This is a genomic window from Chryseobacterium culicis (assembly GCF_900108365.1).
Lineage (GTDB): Bacteria > Bacteroidota > Bacteroidia > Flavobacteriales > Weeksellaceae > Chryseobacterium > Chryseobacterium culicis.
On the sequence record NZ_FNWQ01000004.1, the window covers coordinates 201952 to 225554 of the forward strand.

A 23603-nucleotide genomic window follows, 5' to 3' on the forward strand; every position below is an offset into this window, starting at 1 on the left:
AATATAATGCAAAAAAAACCTCCAGAAGTTCTGAAGGTTTTATTTTTATTTTGATAAGGACTGTTTCTTCCAGTTAGATTTGAAGTTACAGGTATCATAACGCTTGTCTATTGAAATAAAAGTTGTCGGTAACTTGGAATTGACAAACTTTTCTACCATTTCACTTTTCTTTTTATTCAGCGCCATCTGCTTGATTCTGCTGAAGTCTGTTTCCAGGGTGATCTGGTGGGTAGGAATTACATCTTCAATTTTAATGATTTTGATCTGCTTTCTTTTGTTTTCTTCATCTTCGAAAGCGGTAGTAATATCTCCTTTGTTTAATCCTGCTAATTCGTAGCTGATTGTTCCCGGAATACTTTCTCGCTCAATTTTATCAGAACCGTCTGCTCCCGGAATTATCCCTGCATTGAATTTTGTTCTTTTATCATCTGAAAATTTAAAAGCAGCGTCCTTAAATGTCATTTTTCCGTCAATAATAAGACCTCTGATGCTGTCTAATTTTGCTTTTGCCGTTTTAATCTCATCATCAGTAGGAGTAGCTTTCAACAGGATGTGTCTTGCATCATATACTTTACCTGATCTTTTCAATAACTGGATAATATGAAATCCGAACTCAGATTCAATAGGATCTGAAATTTCGTTTTCCTGCAGGTTCAGTGCTGCCGCCTCGAATGGCTTCACCATCTGTCCTTTGTTAATATTTTTATATAATCCTCCGTTAGCTGCAGATCCTTCATCTTCAGAATAAATCCTGGCCTGGCTTTCAAAAGTTTCACCTCCTAAAATATCCTGCTTAATCTTCTTTAATCTGTTGATCAGTTCCTGCTTATGTGCTTCCGTCAATGTAGGATAGATCATGATCTGCGCCAGTGTAACCTCATCTTTTACCTGTGGAAGCTGTGTTTTATACATATTATAAAAATCAGTTACCTCATTGGGGGTTACGTCTGCTTTATCCGTTACTCTCTGGTATTTTGCCTGCCCGTAATACTGGTCTGTATCTATTTTTTCAATCGCATTTTTCAGTTCATAAGCATTTCTGAACTTATAGGCTGCAAGCATTGTTTTTTCATCCGGAAACTGAGAAAGCATCTGGCGGTATTTTGCATTAGCCTGTTCTTTAATAGCTGCAGAACGGTTTTCAATTAAGGTATCTTTTTTTGCTTCGTATACAAGAAGCTTGTTGCTGATAAGGTTTTCCAGGAACTCGCATTTGTCTGTATTGGCAGCTCCTTGCTGTTTACCATAATTCATCTGCTCCAGTACATCAGATTCCAAAACGATCTCATCCCCGATAACAGCTGAAATACCATCCACCAAATCTCCTTGTTTTAGCTGGGCATTCATCATATTTGACGAAAAAATCATGATGAAAATCCCAAGAAGAAAAGTGATTTTTAGTTTATTTGTCATTTTACTATTTTAACAAGTTGCAAATTTAGAATTCTTAACGAATTTCACTCAATTTTTTATTATAAATATTTCTTAAAAAGACTTATTTACTGCAGTTCAACATCAAAAGTAGTCAATTCTTTAAATTGTCTCAATCTGCTGAACATGTCTGCTTCGCTTACTTCTTCTATTCTCTCTGTTCCGAATTTCTCTACAGTGAATGATGCCATTGCGGATCCTACGATAAGCGCCGATTTCATGGTTTCGAAATCAATTTTTCCTTTTTTGGCAAGATAAGCCGCGAATCCTCCTGCAAATGTATCCCCCGCTCCTGTAGGGTCAAAGACATCTTCTAACGGAAGTGCCGGAATAGCAAATACTTTATTATCATGGAAAAGTAAAGCTCCGTGCTCACCTTTTTTGATGATTACGTATTCCGGACCCATTGTGTGGATCTTTTTCGCAGCTTTTACTAAAGAATATTCTCCTGAAAGCTGTCTTGCTTCCTCGTCATTGATGGTAATAACGTCAGTCTTCGCAATCATATCCATTAAGATATCCCATGCAGAATCCATCCAGAAATTCATGGTATCAAGGATAACCAGTTTAGGACGGTTGTTCATTTTTTCAAGCACTGACAGCTGAACTCCGGGGTGTAGGTTTCCAAGTAACAAGATTTCGGCATCCTGCATTGAATCCGGAATTTTCGGATCAAAGTTTTCCAGAACGTTGACTTCTGTAGCCAAAGTATCTCTTGTGTTAAGGTCATTATGGTATTTTCCGGACCAGAAGAATGTTTTTCCTTCTTTTACAATTTCAATTCCTTCGATGTTTACATCTCTGTTGGTGAACATATCAAGATGTTCTTGTGGAAAGTCTCCTCCTACTACAGAAACAATTCCGGATTTAACGCCTAAAATTGATGAGGTAATTCCGATATAAGTGGCTGCACCTCCTAAAATTTTGTCCGTTTTACCAAATGGTGTTTCAATTGCATCAAATGCAACACTTCCTACAACTAAAAGTTTCATATATTTTTCAATGTATATTAAAAGTAATTATTTTTTCCATTCAAAGGTGTCCAGCAGATGTTTCATATCATTTTTGATATAGTTTACTGCAGGGGCAAGAGAGTCCGGTTTCGGCCTCGTATTAAAGTATAAATAAGCAGTAACGAAGTGTTTCGTACTGTCTGTCACGTAAAACTGAAGGTTGGAAGCACTTTGTCCTTTCAGCTCATAGAAATTTCCGTATACTTTCTTTTCAGGGTATTCAAAGGATTTTGTATCTATGGAACTGGCTTTAATGGTATGTTCGTATACCATTTTTTCAGCTTCCTTGATGTGATCTGCAAAGTCGTTTTGTATAGGGTAATAGGTAACGAAAAGCTTGGCCTTCATTTTGGGATAATTGAGATAGAACCAGCAAGGTTTTTTTGCAGGGGCAATCGAAGCAAAGTCCGAATATTCAAAGGTATAGGCACAGCTGTTTTCAAACTTTTGGTATTTCGGTGCGGGATATTCAAGACGCAGCTCTCCATAAGGTTTTGGTGAAGGGTCTTTTCCACATGAAATTAAAAGCAGAGATACAAAAATAAAAATGACTTTTTTAATCATTTTGCAAAAGTACAAATTAGATTTCAGATTTCGGAAGACAAATTTCAGTCTTTCAGAGCGTTTTGAATGTAATTTTCCAGGGGCTTCGGAAACGATTTTTCATGAGAGCCTTCAACATCTGTTATCTCGTATTGATTTTCAGCGATAAAATCTTTCCATATCTTTTCAGAAGTAACTTTTACATTCCATATTTCAAGGGTTACATTCTTGTGCGTCAGTTTGTGACTAACTGTTTTTGAACCTGTAATGAATTCTTCCATATCCGGCGAAATGGCTTCGGGAAACTCAAATAATTTTTTCCAGATAAAGTCATCTTTTCTCTGGCGGATGAGAAACTGTCCGTTTCTGTGAACAAAATAATAAGTCAGAGAAAGGTCTTCTGCTTTTACTTTTTTAGTTTTTACGGGATAAGCAGAAATATTCTGCATGGAAAATGCAAGACAGTCTTCATTTACAGGACATTCTCCACAAAGCGGATTTTTGGGTTTGCAGATTTCTGAGCCAATATCCATCATGGCCTGATTAAAATCTCCTACGTTCTCCGGCATTACCAGTGCGGCCAATTCAGAGAAATAGGTAAATGCTTTTGAATTTGAAATATCAAAATCATCGGCAAAAAGACGGCTCAGGACACGGTAAAAATTTCCGTCAACAGCAGGCATTCTTCCGCCAAAGCATATGCTTGAAACTGCAGCTGCGGTATACTTCCCCACTCCTTTCAGTTTTAAAATTTCGCCGTACTGCTCCGGAAAGACACCCTGATAATCATGCATAATCTGTTGGGCAGCCTTATGAATATTGATGGCTCTTGAATAATAGCCCAATCCTTTCCAATAGAGTAACACTTCATTTTCTTCGGCTTCTGCAAGCGTTTTTACGTCGGGGAATCTTTTAATAAAGTTATTGTAGTGATTCAGTCCCTGATTGATCCTTGTCTGCTGAAATACGATTTCACAGATCCAGATTTTATAGGGATCTTTTGTCTGCCTGAAAGGCAGATCTCTTGCATTAATTTTATACCATTCAAGGATTTTGCTGCCAATATGCAGAAAGTCTGAACTGTGTTTATCCTTCTCCAAAAAATTTTGTTTTGCTTTTATGAGATACTTCAACTTCGCTCAGTATGACATTGCTAATACCAACCGTTTTCAATAAACGAATGTTATTTACTGTCTTATACATTGCGGAATCAAAGCATTTTGTATCTGCAAAGATAAAACTTATTTATCACCTTTCACAGAATATACCGGAGCGGCTTTTAACCACTGATAATTAAGATTTCTGTCTTTCCTTATAAAACGGTAGCCTTCCAGATTTTTCAGATACACATATATAGAATCACTATTCCTGAGCTTCAGTTTGTATTGGGATAAGAACATCATGGGCATTTTCACTGTGGAATCTCTTACGGTTTTCAATACTTTTCCGGATCCTACTTTATACAGAAAGAATGATTTTCCACGGCCTTTTGAACTGTCTGCCAGCTTTACATCTGCACTTGCGATAACGAGCTCACTGCCGTCAAAGCATTCCTCTTTATTCATGATGTAGGCTTTTCCTTCCTGGCGTTCCTGCGCGAAAAGATCATTTTCATAACTTCCGGGACTCTGGTATTTTTTTTCACAGCTTACTAAAACGATCATCAATACTACAGGCAGACCAATGATAAGCTTTTTATTCATATTCAGTTTCATAGGTGTTGGTTGAAAAAAAACCGATGTAAAATTGCATCGGTTTTTGTTATATAAAGTATGTTTATGTTACTCCTGAGTGTATTCTGCATCCCATTCATTACCATCATCTCCTTTGTGCCCGTCTAATTTAATAACGAAACTTTTTGTAGGGAAATAAGGGGTCATACGGATATCCAGCCATACTCTGTCTTTGTTTACTCTATCCTGCTCGAAACGGACAATTTTGAATTTCTCGATCAGTTTGTCCGGTCCTTTGATATTGTCCAGGAAGGTTACGATCTGTCTTCTCAAATCGTCTTCGTTTTTGGCATTCCAGTTTTCGAAGGCTCTTCTGTTCAGGAAGTCCAGCAATACTTTGGTTACATAGTCGAACACACGAACTACGGAATACGTCTGAAGACCGATGTTATCTCCTGTAAACAATGTCTTCGCAGAGAAGGCCATAATTTTTCCGTATTCGTTAACCATAGGTACAAGACCCATTTTTTCCAACTGAGAAATTTCACTTTTCTTCAATTCGAATTTTACGGCGTCTACTTCATTGATATTACCGTGTTTTTTACCTGCTGCTACCTGAGACATCAGGGTTTTGTGGATTTTTCCTGCTAATGAAGTGGAAGGTGGAAGCTCTACATTTTCCTCTTCTCCTACTTCTTCTGCTTTACCTCGTCCCACCAGCCAGTTACACGTCATAATCACGTTACTTCTGTGAAGCTCACCTCCGGTAAGGTTTGCAGAATGGAATAAGTCTACTACGTCATCCGGTTTATCAAGGTTGGCGAAGTCTGTAACCATCATTACTTTGTTTTCGTTACAGATTTTTGCCCATTTCTCAATTACTTTGTTGGATCCTAAATATCCTGGTATGGCAAGGATTGAGTAGTTGTCTCTGAGGTCAAGACGGTCATAATAGTTTTTGAACTCTTCTGCAATAGCATCAATGAATAAAGGATTATCCAGATCTGAAACCTGCTCAAGGCTTGCATTGACGATGCTTACGTTATCCACTTTGTCCAATTCTGTATTTTTATAGAATTGAGCTACTGTTCTGTAGTTCGTTTCCAACAGGCGAACGGCATCCAGTGTATTTTTTAAGTTTGTTTTTAAGTTGTGATCGGCCTGTTGTGCTTTACTTTTGCACGTATCAGCCATTTTATCTGCAGATTCATTCCCTTCTAAAAGGTTTACCCAAAGATTGATCTTCTGAAGAAGCTCTTTTCTTTCGTCTGCTTTATTGCTGTCATTTAGGAAGATTTCTTTTCTTGCCTTTCTTGTTGGGTTCATATTGGCGATACCGTCTACAACGGATTCAACAAAGCCAAAACCACCTATTTTATTGAGCTCGGCAAGCGGGTTGCCTTTCGGCTGCCCGGAGTGCTGCTGCTGCCCTTGCTGCTGGCTTTCTTGTGCCTGTAATTTGCTATCCATGATTTAATGTAGTCTTTAATTATTTTTCAAGTTCCTGTGCCACTTCTTTCAATACTTCTACGAATGCCGCTCTTGTCTGATCGTTCTCAAGCATATTGCGTAGAATTTTGTTGGTTTTCAGCTGACGTACTATTTTGTTGTACTGCTCCTGTTCCATGCTCAGCTGCTGAAGATAATCTGATTTCTGAGTAAGGCTTTTAGGGGTAAAGTCTCCAAGGTTCTGAAAACGGAATTCCTCTTCTATCACTCCACCGTCTTCTGTTTCGTGCTGTACAGATATTGCAGGCTGAAAATGTTTGAAAACGTCTTCCACTGTTTTTAATCCTGTTACGATTTCAGGAGTATAAGACTCTTCTGTTGTAAGTTGGCTTACTATCAGTGATTTATTTTCCTGTATTTCCTGAATAGCTTCATTAGCGTCTACTTTTACCTCGTTTCCGCCAACACCATAATTAAACATTGCCATATTATTGTTATTTTGAGATTTATTAATTGGGTTTGAATCTGTCTTTGAGTAATTTACTGATGAATCAAATAAATTACCAATCCAGTGTTTAAATTTAAAAAAAAACTGTAACATAAAAAATTTTACTAAGATTTTTCTTGGATCATCTAAATTTATCTGCATTTATTCAACATAAAATCACCATATTACGATATCACTAAGCTATGAAAAAATAAATAAAATAATTCAAGAAAAAATAAATAATTTTTTGTATACTTTTTCTCTGGTCCCAAATTTCCCGATGAGTGTTAACATAAGAGTTTTCTAAACATTCCAAAAAATATTCTTTATATTTAATGAAAGTGAACAATGTAATGAAAGATGTAAAAATAGCGTTCAGAAAACCGATATTTCCTGTTTCGGAAGCATTACAGCATTATCTGGAAAAATATAACAGAACCACTAAGATTAAGTTTCTGTATGAAGATCTGCTGAGGTTCAGTGACAGTGTGAGCATTCTGGACAAAGACGGCAAAGATACTTTATGGCTCGGCGTTTTATATCCTGAGTTTGAATTTAAGGAAATAGAGGCTAATTTAAATAAGATCTACACCCTTCTTCATTCTGATGGTGATATTGCGACTCTACCTTATCTGAAAGTAGACACCATTGACTTTTGTACATTTGGAAACTCTAAACCTTTTCGGGTTCGGGTAAGAAATATCCTTAATGATAATTACACCTATTTTTACATCAAGCAGGCGGATGCATCCCGAATATTCGGATTGGAGCTGGAAGACCTGCTTTCTCCCAACCGGATTAACTTTCTGGTTTACAAAAATACTTTAATTGAAGAGCATATTTTGGGGATTCCCGGTGATGTTTTTATTCAGAAACATATGCACAACTGTACGGAGCTGGAAAAGGCCCAGATTTCCAAGGAATTTGTAAAATTCAATGAGCGATGTCTCATTGGTCTTCTTGGTGACATGCGTTCTTATAATTATGTGGTGATTCCCATACACGATTTTGATCAGGTTATTTACAGAATTCGTCCTATTGATTTCGACCAGCAGTCTTACGAGGGAAATTTAAAGGTGTACCTTCCACAGTATTTTAAAGAGAATAATCAAATGGTGAATATGGTGCTCGAAAAACTTAAGCCCAGTTCTATAGAGCAATACCGCAAGGAAGTACGATCACAAATCGTAAAACGAGTAACCAGCAGCCAAAACAGATTTGATGAGCTCCTCTCTATTATGAAAAAGGATGATATTGCTCCGGAAGCTCATGTTACAGAACTCAAGACAGCTTTACGCAAGCTCACCTATGATGTGAATTTCCGGTATTGTAAAACGATGGGAGATATTATAGAAACCGGAATCAAATTTGTGCTCCGGAATTATAAGAAAGAATATTAAAAGAGAATCCGCTTCGTAGGGAAGCGGATTCTTTCTTTTCTAACAATTTTCGGTAAAAATTACCAGATTTTTATTCTGTCCTGAGGAGCTTTATACATCTTGTCTCCTGGTTTGATATCAAATGCTTTGATGAATGAATCCTGATTAACGAGGGGTCCGAAAGCTCTGAACATACCCGGAGAGTGCGGATCTGTCTTCACCTGATTGATCATATACTGATCGGTAGCTTTAGTTCTCCAAACGGTAGCCCAGCTCATGAAGAATCTCTGATCCTGAGTAAATCCGCTGATTTTTTCCGGATTTCCTTTATCTTTTAAATACATCTGAAGGGCATCGTAGGCCACAGCTACTCCACCTAAGTCACCGATATTTTCACCGCTTGTGAACTTACCGTTGACGAAACTTCCTTTTACCGGCTCATAGGCACTATATTGGGCTGCTAACTGGCCAACTTTTGCATCAAAGTTTTTACGGTCTGCATCGGTCCACCAGTTGTTCAGGTTACCGTCACCATCGAAACGTGATCCGCTGTCGTCAAATCCGTGAGAAATTTCGTGACCGATAACGGCACCAATTCCCCCGAAGTTTACAGCTGCATCAGCTTTTGGATTGTAGAAAGGCGGCTGAAGGATGGCTGCAGGGAATACAATTTCGTTGTTTGATCCGCTGTAGTAAGCATTTACGGTTTGCGGAGACATTCCCCATTCTGTTTTGTCAACAGGTTTTCCAACTTTGTCTAAGCTTCTCTGGTACTGCCATGCTGCTACATTCTGAAGGTTAGAATATAAGGTAGCGCCTTCTTTCGGAGACTCTACTTTTAATTGGGAATAGTCTTTCCACTTATCCGGATAGGCGATTTTTACAGTAAACTTGGATAGTTTTTCCTGAGCTTTCACTTTGGTTTCAGGAGACATCCAGTCTATATTTGCGATGTGTGTTTTGAATGATTTTAAAAGGTAGTCAATATAGGTTTCCATCTGCTTTTTAGCTTCAGGAGTGAAGTATTTGTCTACATACAGTTTTCCGAAGGCTTCTCCAAGAACTCCATTCACAAGAGAAAGTCCTCTTTTGTTCATCGGGCGCTGCTCTTTCTGTCCCTGTAAATATTTAGCATAGAAATCGAATCTTATCTGCTCTAAACTGTCGTTCAGGTTGCTTGCGTTTCCGTTAATGATGTGGTATTTCAGATAATCTTTCAGTAAAGGCAGGTTTTTCTGTGTAATAAACTGATCCATATTCTGATAATATTTCAGTTCTCCAATGATTACTCTGTCCGTATTTACGCCTGCGTCTTTCAGGTATTTGGCAAGGTCTACATTTTTCACGAGCCCTGGCAATTCTGATACGTTTTTTGGGTTGTATCTTAAATTGGCATCTCTGTTCTGCTCAAGGGTTAATAAATAATTGGCAAGCTGTTTTTCAAAGTCTACAACGTTCTGCGCAGCCTGAGCATTATTTTTATATCCTAAAACTCCAAATAGCTTCCCAACGTAAGCCTGATATTCCGCAAGTGTTTTCGTATTGGCATCATTTACTTTTTGGTAATAATCTCTTCCCAGTCCCAGATCCGGACCGCCAAGATATACCGCATTCATATTGGAATTTTTCATATCGGCACCCACTCTCCATCCGTAGAAAGAATTGTCTCCTAATTTTGTAGCTTCCAATAGGTACTTTTGAAGATCATTAACGTTTTTAATAGCGTCTATTTTAGCAAGATCAGCCTTGATAGGAGCCAGACCTTCTGCATTTCTCTTATCGGTATCCATAAAAGAAGCATACAGATTCTGGATTTTCTGGCCTTCTGATCCGGCAGGATAAGATTCAGTAAGAATCTTGTTGAGTATATCTAATGAGGCATCATCCACATTTTCTCTCAACGCATTGAAAGAACCCCAGTTTGCTTTATCTGAAGGAATCTGAGTGGTTTTCACCCAATTCCCGTTCACATAGCTAAAAAAGTCATCCTGTGGACGGACGCTGGTATCCATATACGATAAATTGATTCCTTCTTCTTTTGCTTCTTCTTTTACCGGTTCAGCCACTTTTGCTGTAGCTTCAGTTTTATTGTCTGTCCCTGCAGTCTTTGCTGCACCACAAGAGTTAAGAAATACAATACCCGCAAGGGCAAGTATTCCGATATTTAGCTTTTTCATTAAAGATAATTTTTGATTTTACACAAACTTATCAAATATACAAACTTTACTGATATAATTCTGGTTTGAGATTTGAGATTTGAAGTTATTGGGTAGACCACCCCGTCAAAAATTCTTTGAATTTTCGCCACCCCTCCGAAAGAGGGGAATGATGGCTGCCGTTATCGTAACGTTTGGCCCTTCGTTTATGCCTCGCAATCTTTAATTTTCCGTGATCCCTAAACTTTTTATGACCTATCATCGGCTCTAAAAAAACAAAACCGCCCATTGCTGAGCGGTTGTTATTGTTACCAGATTTTGATTCTTTCTTCCGGAGCTTTGTAAAGCTTGTCTCCTTTCTTCACATCGAATGCTTTATAGAAAGCGTCAACGTTGATAAGCGGACCAAAACTTCTGAAATATCCCGGAGAGTGCGGATCAGTTTTCACCTGATTCACCATATATTTCTCACTTGATAAGGTTCTCCAAACGGTTGCCCAGCTTAGGAAGAATCTCTGATCCTGAGTGAATCCGCTGATTTTTCCTGGGTTTCCTTTGTCTTTCAGATACATTTGAAGCGCATCGTAAGCGATGTTTACGCCTCCTAAGTCAGCGATATTTTCACCGTTGGTGAATGTACCGTTTACAAAAGTTCCTTTTACAGGCTCGTATTTGTCATACTGAGAAGCCAGAGCTTTTGTTGCTTTTTCGAAGTTCGCTTTATCTTCCGGCGTCCACCAGTCTACCAGGTTACCGTCTGCATCGAACTGGGCTCCTGAATCATCAAATCCGTGGCTCATTTCGTGGCCGATAACCGCACCGATACCACCGAAGTTTACTGCAGCATCAGCTTTAGGGTTAAAGAATGGCGGCTGAAGGATCGCTGCAGGGAATACAATCTCGTTATTTACCGGGTTGTAATAGGCATTTACAGTTTGTGGAGTCATTCCCCATTCTGTTTTATCTACCGGCTTCCCGATTTTAGCAAGATCTTTATTATACTGCCATTCTCCGATGTTCTGAAGGTTTTTGTAAAGGTTTCCTCCATTTGCTTCAGAAACGATATTCAATTTTGAATAGTCTTTCCATTTATCCGGATAAGCTACTTTTACAGTGAACTTGTTCAGCTTCTGCATTGCTTTTTCCTTCGTGGTAGAAGACATCCACGCTAAGTTGTTGATATGAACGGCAAAACTCTTCTTTAAATAGTCGATTAATTCAACCATCTGAGCTTTGGCTTCAGCGGGGAAATATTTCTCAACATATAATTTTCCGAAAGCTTCTCCCAGAGAACCGTTGATCAGCTCAAATCCTCTTTTGTTAAGAGCTCTCTGTTCCTGTTGTCCTCTAAGGTATTTACCGTAGAAAGCGAACTTCATGTTTCCTAGGTTTTCGCTTAAATAAGAAGCGCTTCCGTGGATCATGTGGAATTTCAGATAATCTTTGATGACCGGAAGGTTTTCAGCATTTACCAGTTTATCAAAATTCTTGTAGAACCCTAATTCGCTGATGATTACTTTATCTGTATTTACGCCTACTTTTTTCAGGTAACCCGGAAGGTCAACATTTTTTACCAAAGCAGAAAGCTCAGCCATCGTTTTAGGATTGTACTGCAATGTATTATCACGGCTCTGCTCGTTGGTAAGGTAAGTGTTTGCGATGCTTTTTTCATAATTAACGATACCTTTCGCGGCTTCGTCAGCATTTTTGTATCCCAATTCTTTCAGCATGGAAGCTACATATTTCTGATATTCAGCAATAGCTTCTGTATTTTTTTCGTTTACTTTCTGATAGTAATCTCTTCCTAACCCTAGAGAAGCATTTCCTAAGTAAACGGCATTCATTTTAGAATCTTTAAGGTCTGCATCCACTCCCCATCCGTAGAACACGTTTTCTCCTTCTTTCGTTACAGAAGCAAGATAGTTCTGAAGATCTGCCATATTTTTAATCGCATCAATCTTGTTCAGATTTTCCTGGATTGGTTTGATTCCGTCTGCATTTCTCTTCTGCATGTTCATGTAAGTAGCATACAGATCCTGAATTTTTTTCCCTTCGCTTCCATCAGCAAATTTATCTTTCAGAAGAGAGTTCAGGATCGTCATGGAATTGTTATCCGTATCCTCAGCCAGTTTATTGAAGCTGCCCCAAGTTGGTTTGTCAGATGGAATTTTGGCAGTTTTCATCCAGGTTCCACTCACATAGTTATAAAAATCATCCTGAGGGCGCACCGAAGTGTCCATCAGGCTAAGGTCTAGGCCTTTGTCTGTGTTATTCACTGCTACTTTAGCAGCTTTAGCTTGTGCGCTCATAGTCGTCTGAGTGCAGATCCCTGCTATTAAAAACAAAGAAAGCGTTATTTTTTTCATTATGATAACAATTTTTAGAATATGTATGATTTATTTCGTATTTGTTACTTTTCAAGAAAACAAATTTAAACAAATAACATCATTGCATAGTAAGAATTTATAAAAGAAGGAAGCTGGGAAGAGGAAGCCGGAAGTTATGATAATCGTAAAAAAAATGATAACATAACTGTAAATCTATTTTTAAAAGTAATTTTATTATAGTTCTCAGTAATGATAAAATAAAAGTTACCTCCAGCCTCACTCTTCCATCCTCCAGATTTATCTAAGAAGTTGCGATCTCTTTTACATTTCCCGTTCTTTTCAGAAATCCCCAGGACTGCATTTCGCCTTTCAGTGCTTTTCTTAAACTTTTAAACAGTACAATATACATCAGCCATCTATACCCGAATCTCTGCGGAATAATATACAGTAGATTCATCAGTTTTTCCCGCTGCACGATAAATGCTACTAAAGCCAATGAAGCATCTACCAAAAGAAAAATAAGGTAATAGGTCAATATTTTATCTCCGTTTCCGGACAGAATTCCAAAGAACATAATCACATCTGCCAGTGGTGAGAAAAATGGTATAATGTACTGGAATAATAAAATATTCGGCATAGCCCAGAGTCCCAATCCTTTATATTTGGGATTAAGGAAGGTCTGTTTCTGTTTCCAGAACATCTGCATGATTCCGTAGGTCCAGCGGAAACGCTGTTTTAGAAACTGTTTCACCGTTTCCGGAGCTTCAGTTACTGCAATGGCTCTGTTTTCATTGGCAACGGTATATCCGGCTTTCAGTATTTTTACAGTAATATCACAATCTTCAGCTAAAGTATCGGATGAATAGCCTCCTGCTTCAATAATTACAGATCTCCTGAACGCTCCTATCGCACCCGGAATTACGGTAACAGCATTAATATGAGCATACGCCAGCCTGTCAAAGTTCTGGCTTGTTGTATATTCTATAGCCTGCCATCTGGTAAGCCAGTTGACTCTGTTCCCTACTTTCACATTTCCTGCAACGGCTGCAATTTTTTCTTCCGGATCTGCATTTAAAAACCTTGCGATCATATATTTCACCGCATCCTGCTGCAGCTTGGTATCAGCATCAATGCATACTACGTATTCTGCGTCCGTCTGTGATACCCCAAAATTCAGGGCAGTGGCTTTTCCTCCGTTTCCTTTAGTGAAAATTTTAAGTTTCGGATGATCCGGAAATGCTTTCAATGCTTTTTCATAGGTGGAATCTTTGCTTCCGTCATCTACCATAATAATATTAAAATTAGGATAGGTCTGTTTCAGTAAATTCTGGAGAGAAGATACAATATTTACTTCTTCATTATAAGCTGGAACAATGATAGAAACCTTAGGATAGGATTCCAAAACCGGAAATTCACCCAATTTTTTTTCTCTTTTTCTTTCCTTAAAAGCCCAGTACGCCATCAGTAATAATCTGATCAATCCCAACACAATGAAAATAGTAAACAAGGCAACCAGGAAGTGGCTTACTCCATAAATAAAAGTTGCCAGCACCAGGTTTAACTGCATGATATAATAAGACCTTGTTTTAGGGACTTCGGGCATCAGCTGGCTTCTGCTTTTGTGCAGAAGATTCGTAAGGTTCGTAAAATGATATCCTTGTTTCTGAAGAGTAGGAATCAGGATCTTCAGAGCTTTTACTGTTTCTTCGCGGGTATCTCCGCCTGCATCGTGAAGAAGGATGATATTTCCTCTTTCCTGTTTTATTCCTGCCATGACACGTTTTACTATTTCATCTGCCTTTACTCCCGGCTGCCAGTCTTCAGGGTCTATATTTTCCCCTATATCAAGATAATTTTGCTGTCTTGCTAAGGCTACCGGAATAATCTCTTCCGAAGTGGTAGGCTCAGAGTCTGCGTTATACGGCGCTCTGAACAGAATCGTACTGTGTCCTGTGATACATTCTATCAGCAGCCTTGTCAGCTTCATTTCAAGCAGAGCTCTTTCCGGACTTACTTTGGCTACATTCTCATGGGTAAAGGTGTGATTGCCTATTTCATGCCCTTCACGGTAAATTCTTTTAACCAGCGGAAGATTCTTTTCGGCATTGAGTCCTATCAGGAAGAATGCTGCCGGAACATGATATTGGGAAAGAATATCCAATACCTGCGGCGTATACGTCTCATCCGGGCCGTCATCAAAAGTAAGAACAAGCTCTTTCTGAGGTGCGCTTCCGTATTTTTTTACTTCGTAAGAACTTGGGTAGGTGATATAATTTTCATCTGTGATAATTTTCTCTTTCGGGTCAATTTCCAGTGCAATTTTTCCGTCATGAGGGGTATTCAGAACATCCAGCACTTCTCCGTCTCCGATGTAATCTACCATCGTCTGCCCTTTTACATTTTCCAGAGTTTTTAGATTCAGTCTGGAAAGCCCGGCAAACGTAAGGTCCTTATCATAGAAATTCCATACTCTGCTGTCTTCGCTTCCCAGTCTCCATAAAGCTGTTCCTGCCAAAGGATATTCTGAGGAGAAACGCATGGTATTGAAAATAGAAGCCGCATCGTTGAAAAATACAGTATGGGTTAGATTTTTAGAATCCGTATAAGAATAGTTTAGATTAAATGTATTATCATTAAAATCAATAACGGCTTTACTTGCACTGGCTTTGGTAATTGCCTGCATATAAGTAACAGAGGTATTGTCGTCCTTATTGGAACTCCAGTCATATCCATAGGCCCCTAAACCCAGAATGATTTTTTGAGGCGAAGTCTGTTTCACAATTTTACCTGTCTGCTCTTCGATCCATTTTTGAGAAGAAACCGGACCGGCATCACTTCCCGCTGAATATTCGTCATAAGCCATCAAAACAAAGTAATCTACGTAAGGATTCAGTCTTGGAATGTTATAATCATCATTATCCGTCATGATATCCATGGTTACCAGCAGCTGGTTTTTTTTGAAGGTTTCTGAAAGCTCTTTCATAAAAGCGATAAGGTTGTCATCAGAATTCAGGTTCATATCTTCAAAGTCAATGTTGATTCCTTTGAAGTGATATTTCTGACACTGCTGGGTAATTTTTTGGATCAGATGAGTTCTTTTCTGAGGATCATTAAGAACTTTCACCAGTCCTTCTGAGCGGAATTCCCTGTCTGAGTTGTTGCTCAGCATTGGCATAGCAGCTACGCCTGTTCTTTTGATCACTTTGTATCCTTCCGGGTCTACGTTGGTTTTGAGATCTCCTGTTTTGGGATCAAGAAAAAACCATTCAGGGAAAACAAGATTAACGTGTCTGATATTTCTTTTCAGAGACATCAGAGACTGTGGATCCCACGCTACATAAAATGCAGAGCGTATTCCCCCCGGAAACTGAGCCCAGTTTCTGTTCTGATTTTTGTATCTTTCCGCTCTTGCCTTCTGAATCTTGTCGAGGTTGGTATGGATCGTTTTTTCAGAAATAAAACTTCTGAAACCTTTGTATTCTTTGGAAATTTTATTTTCCTGAAGATAGGGTTTATTGGCCGTAATAACAGCTTTATAATCTTCCTTAAAAGGAATTTTAGGACTTCTGTCCAGGGTCATCATCAGACCTAAAGCAAGAAGAAGCAGTATTCCTATAAAAATAAAAACACGGCTTCCCCATTTTACACTTTTCCAGCGCTTTTTGCTGCTGGTCTGAAAAATCTGTTTGGAATTTTCCACAATTTTTGAAATTTATTGAAGGGCTTTCAAAAAGTGTGAAAAACTATACTAAAATTAATTAAAAAAAAATTAAAAAGATATGTTCGTATTTACTGGTTTACAAGAAGGCTTACCAAATCCTGAATAACCTTTTGGGAAACAAAATTCATAAAGTCTACTCTTTCCAGATGCGGCATGTACAATGTTGAGGTTACTTCCTGATCATTGATCCTGATGGTGTAGTAAACAGTTCCAACATCTTTGCCGTCCTCTCCTTTTCCGGGCCCGGCAACGCCTGTTGTAGAAAGGGAAATATGGGTTCCGAACAATTCCTGGCATCCTTTTGCCATTTCCTGTGCCACCTGCCCGCTTACTACGGTAAACTCGTCTACGGTTTTTTCGGAAACATTTAGTATTTTAATTTTTTTCTCTGTGGCATAGGCTACCATTCCTCCCAGAAAGTACTTTGAACTGCCGGCAACCGAAGTAATCATTTTGGCCAGTTCACCTCCGGTACAGCTTTCTGCAGTAGAAATTGTCAGGCTTCTTGCGGTAAGCATCTCCGCGAGAATATTTTCAATTTTATCTTCGGTTACCGCAATCACATGACCTTCTACCAGAGGAAGCAGCTTTTGGATTTCTTCTTCTGTTCTTTGTTTTAACTGTTCTTCAATCTCTCCGGAAGCTGTCAGACGAAGCTTTACACGTGTACCCACCGGAAGATAAGATAACGCAATATTTTCAGGAAGCGCCAGTTCCCAGTCTTCAATTTTATCTGCAAGTATACTCTCAGGAATTCCGACCACAGAAACAATTCGGGTATGGATATAATGAAGTTTAAATCTCTTCTGCAGATAGGGAATAATCTGATCTTTAACCAGAGGTTTCACTTCGTAAGGAACACCCGGTAGGCTGTAGCACAGTTTTCCATCCTTTTCCATCATCATGCAGGGCGCGGTTCCGTAATGGTTCTGAAAGACAATGGATTTGGTGGGTACAAAAGCCTGCTCCCTGTTTCTTTCAAGAATATCTGCTCTCCCTCTTCTTTCCATATACCCTTTCAGATGGGCAAAGGTTACCTCATCCAAAGCAATTTCATCATCAAAATATTCTGCGAGGGCTTTTTTGGTTTTATCATCTCTTGTAGGGCCTAATCCGCCTGTGGTAATGACAAGATCACCTTTTTCGAAGGCTGTTTTTAAAGCTTCTTTAATGGTTTCAATTTCGTCCGAGATGGTAAGAATCTGAATGACTTTTATCCCTATATTTTTAAGTTCCGTGGCAATAAAATTAGAATTGGTATCTACCGTGTTTCCGGAAAGTATTTCATCACCGATAGTAATCAGAACAGCTTTTTCCATAGATCTATTTGTTGAAAAAAATTCTATGCAAATGACGGAAAAATCTGCGGCAGCGGCAATATAAATTGATTTTTTCTATTTTTGACGAAATTATCTAAAACTACTATATAAATTATGTCTAAATATGATGATGCTTCGTGGCATTATGGCGGCGATTTTCCTGAAGGACTTCCACAGAAAAATGGGGCTACACACACTGGAATGTTCCTGAACTGGTGTATTCACAACGATTTGATCTCGGAGGAACTGAAAGAAGATGCTGCTGAAGAAATAGAAAAATTAAAACGAAGAGAAATTACGGGTGCAGAATTTATTCTGGATTCCTGTGACGGAAAATTCTCATCGTATGATCTGAATGAACTTGGAAATCTTTTTGCAAAAGACTATTATGCAGACGATACTGATTTCGGGAACAAATACAGTTCATTTGCTGATGATTACGTGAATATTTTTGACGCCAAAGCAGAGGAAAGCAACTATGAATATGAGACATTCTATCACATAGAAGATACCTATGATAACTATGATCTGATGAAACAGGTCATTGATCATCGCTATGAGGAATGGAAAGAATACATTAATAGCTAATTGTATACGATAAAATAGCAAAAAGGGAGGACATGCAAACCCTTTTTGCTAGCTTATTTTATTGATTATGCTTCACCCAGATGAGTTCATCGGTATTATAACCGATTTTCCGGGCTTTCTGAATAAAACGCTGACGGATGCTTTCCGGAATGCTAGTCGTGCGGGAAAGAATCCATAAATACTTCAGACTGCTTCCTGCTACCAGCGCATACTGATAGTCTTCATCAATATCTATAACGTTATAGCCGGCCCAGATCGGTTTAAAAAAAGAAACTTTCAGACGGGCTTCAGTGGGATCTTTTACAAATTTAGCTTCCCCGATTGATTCATTCCACACTTTTTTATTGTAATCATAGCCTTTATTTCTTACCTGAACCGTTCCGTCAGGATTTTCCGTATACTCTGCGGTAACATGATCCATATTTTTTTCGAACCTGTAATCAAAGCGGGCAATCTCGTACCATCTTCCCAGGTATTTTTTCAGATCAAAATTCTTTACGGCAGATGCACCTCTGGGAATCCTTACGGAATAGGAATTGAAAACAATCAGTCCCAATGCTCCCAACGACACGGGAAGTATAATTTTATGAATGGTTTTCATGACAGGAATATTTTGGTGGTTGTTATAAAAACGTCAAAAATAATGCCTTACGCCTGTTAAAGATACAATAAATTCTAAGAAAAAACCTTTAGGAAATTATCTTTAAAGCTTCCGGAGACCTCTATTTCAGTATCATCAGACAGCATTACGGTTCCGCTTTTATGATAGGACTTCACAAATCCTGTATTGATTATATGGGAACGGTGAACCCTCACAAAGGGATTTTCCAGAAGATCGTCAAAATGCTTCAGAAAACGACAGACCATCTTCTTCGAGCCGTCGGTAAGATAAACCTGGGTAAAGTTTCCATCAGCCTGGAGTCTTAGAATGTCTTCTGTTTTTACCACATCAAATCCCTGTAAAGTCGGCAGAATTAACTGTTGTTTTTCAGGTTTCAGCTTAAGATTTTCGAGAAGAATCTTATTTCTGTTAAGTTCTTCCTTTTTCTCCAGACTTTCCGTCACTTTATTGACTGCAAGAATCAGTTCCTGGATGTCAATAGGTTTTAAAATATAATAACTTGCCGATTTATTCAGCGCCTGCAAAGAATACTGAGAAAATGCAGTGATGAAAATGGTTTCATAAGAAAAATCTTTAGTAGCTTCCAGCACATCAAAAGCATTTCCAAAAGGCATTTCAACGTCCAGAAAGACCAGCTGCGGATGCTTTTCGGCAATTAACGGAACGGCTTCCCTTATATTTTCAGCTTCACCAAGGATTTCCACCTGCGGACAGTATTTGTTAAGATAGTTTCGTAAAACTTCCCTTGCTATAAGTTCATCGTCAACAATAACAGCTTGTATTTTCATCAGATCAGAATTTAGGGCAGGTAACAGACTGCAAGTGCAAATTAGGAATATTTCATTAACCTTACAATGTGCATGCCCAATTTCTGAAGCCCTATCTTTCGTCACTACTACTTAAAGAAAGGAGTAAATATTTGATTTGCATGGTAAAATACAGATTGATTTTCCATCAGAGATAAGATGAATCTAGCTCATATTGATCTGCAGGGTAACCAAAACACCGCTGCTCTTCTCTTTATCCTTTACAGAACAGGTAATCTGCCTGTTGTAGAGATCATTCAGAAGCTTAATTCTTTCCAGCGTGTTTTTCATTCCCCTGCCTTCTCTTGTTTTTTGATGCTGGGTTTTCTGCTTTTTACTTTCTTCTATTCCTATTCCGTTGTCTTCAATAAGGATTTTCAGATAAGATTCATTTTTCTCAAAGCTTACTTTTAAAAATCCTTTATCTGTTCTGTAGCGGAGGCCATGCCACACGGCATTTTCCAGAAATGGCTGGATAAGCATTCCCGGAACCTGAAGATTTTGCATCTTCAGATTTTCATCCACTTCAATTTCATAATCAAATTTATCTGCAAAACGTGTTTTTTCCAGAGCAAGATAATTCTGAAGAAGATCCAGTTCCTGCTGAAAGGGAATAAAATCTTCAGTAGAGTTTTCCATCACACCACGCATCAGTTTGGAGAATTTTGTAAGATACTGATTGGCTTCCAGCTCATTATTGGTGGCTATAAAATGGTTTACACTATTTAAGCTGTTAAAAATAAAATGCGGATTCATCTCGCGGCGCAAAGATTGAAGGGCAATTTTCTTATTTTTTGTCTGAACTTTTTTCAGGGTTCTGAAAATAAAAATCATTAATCCTGTAAGCACAATCAAAACACCGATCAGGCTGTAATTAAAGACATTTTTCTTTCTTATAAGCTCGTCTTTAAGCTCTTTTTCTTTTTCCAGCTGTGAAATTCTCTGCTCTGTATCTTCCAGAATTTTATTATCAACAAGACTTCTGTCTTTGGATACAAGATCCGGAAGTTTTCCCAAAAAGTCTCTGTAAAGCTGAACGGAAGCATCCACATTTCCTGAAATGGCATAGAGGCTGTCCAGTTTTTTTACACTTCTCTGTGCTTCCAGCGTATGGCCTTTGTCTAATGCAATTTCATATGCATTTCTCAAGAGATCAGCAGCTTCTTTCGGATCGTTCTTTTTAATATAGATATCTGCCAGCTCCTGAATCTGGTTGACTTTCTCCTGCGAGTTTTCTTTCACAAAATCTTCTTTAAGAACCTTCTTTTTGGCTTCGATCGCTTTCTCAAAGTTCTTATTTTCCACATAGAGATCAGCCAGTTTCTGATTGATCGCAAGTGCTTGCTGCGGAGCTTCTTTTTTAGAAATTTTATAGGCGGTATTCAGGTTTTCTTCAGCACTGGAAACATCCTTCTGCTTTACATTGACATCTGCCAGCTGGCTGTAACTTTCTGCCAGATCGCCCTGTTCGTTTTCTTTTTTGGTCAGATTGATATTGTTCTGAATGGCTTCTGCTTTAAGTTCGGGTGTGGGAGAAGAAAGTCTTGCAACGTCATTCGAGTTCACTGCCTTACTTTTTTCGCTGTAGCCCATTTGTGCTGCCATGCTGTAATTGCTGATGGCAGGCGTTATTTTATTCTGCTTTTCCTGGGACTGGGCAAGTCTTCGGGTAGCTTTTTCAATATTAGGCTTGTCATTGAGTTTTTCATACAGCTTTTTCGCTTTTGCATAATACTCTTCACTCTTTGGAAAATTTCCGCCGTTGAAAAATGTTTCCCCAATATTATAATAAGAATCTGCCTGTGCAGGTTCATTTTTGGTATCCATTGCTTTTTTAAGCTTTTTCGTTTCCACCTGCACTTCTTCCACAGCAGCACTGCTGTTAGTAGTGGTCTGGGAATGCATTGTATGGCCCCAAAGCACCAGTAAAAAGAGCGTAAAGAGTTTAAGCATTTTCATAAAACAAAGATATACATATATATAGTCTGCTCAAAAACTATTCACCAAGTGAAGTTTCCCTTTCACCAAGTTGAGTCTTTGATACTGTGATCCTAAGGCTAAGTTTGAGGCAAAATAATTCAAATTTAAAAATCATGAAAAAACTAACATTTACATTTTGTCTCGTCGCTGTATCTTTCTTAAATCTTTCAAAAGCACAGGTTGGAGGAAACCAAATCTACAGAGAAAGAAATAGTGCCGATTATTCCGTTCCCAGAAATCTCACTGAATTTAACAATACCAATAGTTATTTCACCAACGATTCCACACTGATTGTAAGTGTAAAAATATTGATGAACAAGCCTGCAGACCGTTATAAAATTACCCTCGGACTGAATGAAGAAGCTGACACTCCAAAAATTGCACTGGAGAATATCAACAAGAGAATCAATAGTTTTATCAAAAGAATATCTTCAATGGGAATTAAAAATGATGCTATTTTTGTGGATTTTATTTCACAAACGAAAGTCTATGATTACAATATCAATAAAGACTCACAGGTAAGCACCCAGAAAATGGATGAATTTGAAACCAAGAAAAATATCATTATTACAGTAGACAAGCACTCAATGATTGAAAAGCTGGTCTCAGAAGCTTCCGATTTTCAGATTTATGATGTGATCAAAGTAGATTATATCAGCAATGATATTGATACCATTCAGGAAGATCTACTCAAGGAAGCATATGCTGTTTTTGACAAAAAGAAGGAAAACTATTTTAAACTGTTTAAAAAGGAAATTATCGGAACCCCTACAGCTACATCAGGCTTTACATACGTTTTCCCTAAAAGCCAATATCAGAATTATACAGCTTTTGAAAGTGCGAATGTTACCTATGGATATGACACCAGATATGTAAGAAAGGAAGAAAGAAAATCAAAAACCTTTTATTATGACGGTACAGATTATACCGGTTTTGATAAGGTTATCAATAATGCTGATCCTGAAGTGGGCATACAATATATTATGAACTTCAGTGTAAAATATGATCTGAAAAAGAATAAAGAGAAATAAATTGAAACTCCTCTTCATCATCTTAGCAGCTTAAAGAATTTTAATGATTCAAGATTTTTTTTAAGTCATTCTTCCTTTTACAAATGCTCACCAAGTGAAAACTCCATTTCACCAAGTCTCCCGAAATACGGTTTCTGAACGGCGTAATTTTACATCAGAATTAAAAATTTAAAAACAGGAAATTATGAAATTGAAACATTTTTTATTAATCGGAATTTTAACCGTTGGAAGCTTTGTGAATGCTCAGACTCCGGAAGTAAAGAAAAACGCCATTGAAGTAACAGGCGTTGCCGAAATGGAAGTGGAACCAGATGAAATTATCTTCAGCATCGGGATAAAAGCTGATAATAAAAATGATCTGGCAGACAATGAAAAGAAATTATTTGATATCTTAAAGAATGCGGGCGTAAAGAACGAGGATATTAAGTTTAAATCCATGTACCAGAATATTTATTCCAAAACGGCAAAGTTTTCTAAAAACTATCAGTTTAAGGCCGGAGCAAAATCAAACTTAAGTAAAATCTTTGAAGATCTGAATCAGAAATGGGTAAGCAGCCTGAACATTGCAGAAGTAAAAAACACTAAAATAGCGGATTTTAGAAAAGCAGTTAAGATCAATGCCCTGAAGGCGGCTAAAGAAAAAGCAGATTATCTGTTGGAAAGCATGGGCAAAAAAACAGGTAATGCGATTGAAATTGTTGAAATAGAAGACTACACCAGTGATATGATTATGCCTGCAGCGTATAAAAGAGCAAGCAATATTCAGCTGGAAATGGCTGATGCTCCGGTAGATTATTCTTTTGATAATATTGAAAATATCAAACTGAAATACAGCATCAAAACAAAGTACGAAATCCTTTAAAATAACATATTGAATAAAGCTGTCTTTTGGGCAGCTTTTTTATTTTGTACTATTCGGTTATTGGGTTTCTGACTGAAAAAATACCTGCCAATATATTAAAATCTGATCAATGTTAGGGGCTTCGGCTCCGCTCAGCCTGACAATTCTGACAGGAGTGAAATTACACATTAGGTTAGCAATATCGCACCGAACATATACCCAGATTTACCCTTGTTT

18 protein-coding genes are annotated in these 23603 nt (G+C 38.1%); 4 read left to right on the plus strand and 14 right to left on the minus strand.

The window, feature by feature from the left end; all coding sequences use genetic code 11:
• Positions 1 to 45: 45 nt before the first annotated feature.
• The 7 genes from BLW74_RS15975 to BLW74_RS16005 form a co-directional block, all read right to left on the minus strand.
• The gene (locus BLW74_RS15975; RefSeq protein WP_089693910.1) at positions 46 to 1413 is read right to left on the minus strand and encodes a peptidylprolyl isomerase; all 1368 of its coding nucleotides are present in this window, start codon (positions 1411 to 1413) and stop codon (positions 46 to 48) included.
• 86 nt (positions 1414 to 1499) lie between these two features.
• Complete coding sequence (locus tag BLW74_RS15980) at positions 1500 to 2423, minus strand: PfkB family carbohydrate kinase (RefSeq protein WP_089693912.1); 924 nt, start codon at positions 2421 to 2423, stop codon at positions 1500 to 1502.
• A 27-nt stretch (positions 2424 to 2450) separates the two neighbouring features.
• Positions 2451 to 3008 carry a gliding motility lipoprotein GldD gene (gene gldD / locus BLW74_RS15985; protein ID WP_089693914.1) on the minus strand — a complete coding sequence of 186 codons (558 nt, stop codon included), beginning with the start codon at positions 3006 to 3008 and terminating at the stop codon, positions 2451 to 2453.
• A gap of 44 nt (positions 3009 to 3052) precedes the next feature.
• Complete coding sequence (locus BLW74_RS15990) at positions 3053 to 4087, minus strand: A/G-specific adenine glycosylase (RefSeq protein WP_089694174.1); 1035 nt, start codon at positions 4085 to 4087, stop codon at positions 3053 to 3055.
• A gap of 141 nt (positions 4088 to 4228) precedes the next feature.
• Positions 4229 to 4702 carry a hypothetical protein gene (locus BLW74_RS15995; protein ID WP_089693916.1) on the minus strand — a complete coding sequence of 158 codons (474 nt, stop codon included), beginning with the start codon at positions 4700 to 4702 and terminating at the stop codon, positions 4229 to 4231.
• A gap of 66 nt (positions 4703 to 4768) precedes the next feature.
• Positions 4769 to 6130: a DUF5458 family protein gene (locus tag BLW74_RS16000; protein ID WP_089693918.1), complete on the minus strand. Its 1362-nt coding sequence runs from the start codon at positions 6128 to 6130 to the stop codon at positions 4769 to 4771.
• 19 nt (positions 6131 to 6149) lie between these two features.
• A complete protein-coding gene (locus tag BLW74_RS16005; protein WP_227413257.1) occupies positions 6150 to 6596 on the minus strand; it encodes a type VI secretion system contractile sheath small subunit in 447 nt (148 codons plus the stop codon).
• Between the two features lie 353 nt (positions 6597 to 6949).
• Between BLW74_RS16005 and BLW74_RS16010 the strand changes: the two genes are divergently transcribed.
• Positions 6950 to 7996, plus strand: coding sequence for a hypothetical protein (locus BLW74_RS16010; protein ID WP_089694178.1), 1047 nt, complete (start codon positions 6950 to 6952; stop codon positions 7994 to 7996).
• Positions 7997 to 8055: 59 nt separating this feature from the next.
• On the opposite strand, the gene BLW74_RS16015 is transcribed toward BLW74_RS16010, so the two are convergent.
• The 4 genes from BLW74_RS16015 to BLW74_RS16030 all read right to left on the minus strand — a co-directional run bounded on the left by BLW74_RS16015 (position 8056) and on the right by BLW74_RS16030 (position 17498).
• The gene (locus BLW74_RS16015) at positions 8056 to 10152 is read right to left on the minus strand and encodes a M13 family metallopeptidase (RefSeq protein WP_089693920.1); all 2097 of its coding nucleotides are present in this window, start codon (positions 10150 to 10152) and stop codon (positions 8056 to 8058) included.
• 287 nt (positions 10153 to 10439) lie between these two features.
• Entirely contained in the window at positions 10440 to 12497 is a 2058-nt protein-coding gene (locus BLW74_RS16020) for a M13 family metallopeptidase (RefSeq protein ID WP_089693922.1), read from the minus strand.
• A gap of 262 nt (positions 12498 to 12759) precedes the next feature.
• Positions 12760 to 16158: a trifunctional glycoside hydrolase family 18/polysaccharide deacetylase/glycosyltransferase family 2 protein gene (locus tag BLW74_RS16025; protein WP_089693924.1), complete on the minus strand. Its 3399-nt coding sequence runs from the start codon at positions 16156 to 16158 to the stop codon at positions 12760 to 12762.
• 89 nt (positions 16159 to 16247) lie between these two features.
• On the minus strand, positions 16248 to 17498 hold the full coding sequence (locus tag BLW74_RS16030; RefSeq protein ID WP_089693926.1) for a CinA family nicotinamide mononucleotide deamidase-related protein: 1251 nt from the start codon (positions 17496 to 17498) through the stop codon (positions 16248 to 16250).
• A 114-nt stretch (positions 17499 to 17612) separates the two neighbouring features.
• Between BLW74_RS16030 and BLW74_RS16035 the strand changes: the two genes are divergently transcribed.
• Entirely contained in the window at positions 17613 to 18086 is a 474-nt protein-coding gene (locus tag BLW74_RS16035) for a DUF7832 domain-containing protein (protein WP_089693928.1), read from the plus strand.
• A 58-nt stretch (positions 18087 to 18144) separates the two neighbouring features.
• Here the strand turns inward: BLW74_RS16035 and BLW74_RS16040 are convergent, their stop codons facing one another.
• The 3 genes from BLW74_RS16040 to BLW74_RS16050 all read right to left on the minus strand — a co-directional run bounded on the left by BLW74_RS16040 (position 18145) and on the right by BLW74_RS16050 (position 21473).
• The gene (locus BLW74_RS16040) at positions 18145 to 18687 is read right to left on the minus strand and encodes a lipocalin family protein (protein WP_089693931.1); all 543 of its coding nucleotides are present in this window, start codon (positions 18685 to 18687) and stop codon (positions 18145 to 18147) included.
• A 74-nt stretch (positions 18688 to 18761) separates the two neighbouring features.
• Complete coding sequence (locus tag BLW74_RS16045) at positions 18762 to 19496, minus strand: LytR/AlgR family response regulator transcription factor (protein WP_089693933.1); 735 nt, start codon at positions 19494 to 19496, stop codon at positions 18762 to 18764.
• Positions 19497 to 19679: 183 nt separating this feature from the next.
• Complete coding sequence (locus BLW74_RS16050; RefSeq protein WP_089693935.1) at positions 19680 to 21473, minus strand: tetratricopeptide repeat-containing sensor histidine kinase; 1794 nt, start codon at positions 21471 to 21473, stop codon at positions 19680 to 19682.
• A 134-nt stretch (positions 21474 to 21607) separates the two neighbouring features.
• Between BLW74_RS16050 and BLW74_RS16055 the strand changes: the two genes are divergently transcribed.
• Positions 21608 to 22525: an SIMPL domain-containing protein gene (locus BLW74_RS16055; protein WP_089693937.1), complete on the plus strand. Its 918-nt coding sequence runs from the start codon at positions 21608 to 21610 to the stop codon at positions 22523 to 22525.
• Positions 22526 to 22709: 184 nt separating this feature from the next.
• The gene (locus BLW74_RS16060) at positions 22710 to 23387 is read left to right on the plus strand and encodes an SIMPL domain-containing protein (protein ID WP_089693938.1); all 678 of its coding nucleotides are present in this window, start codon (positions 22710 to 22712) and stop codon (positions 23385 to 23387) included.
• Positions 23388 to 23603: the final 216 nt, after the last annotated feature.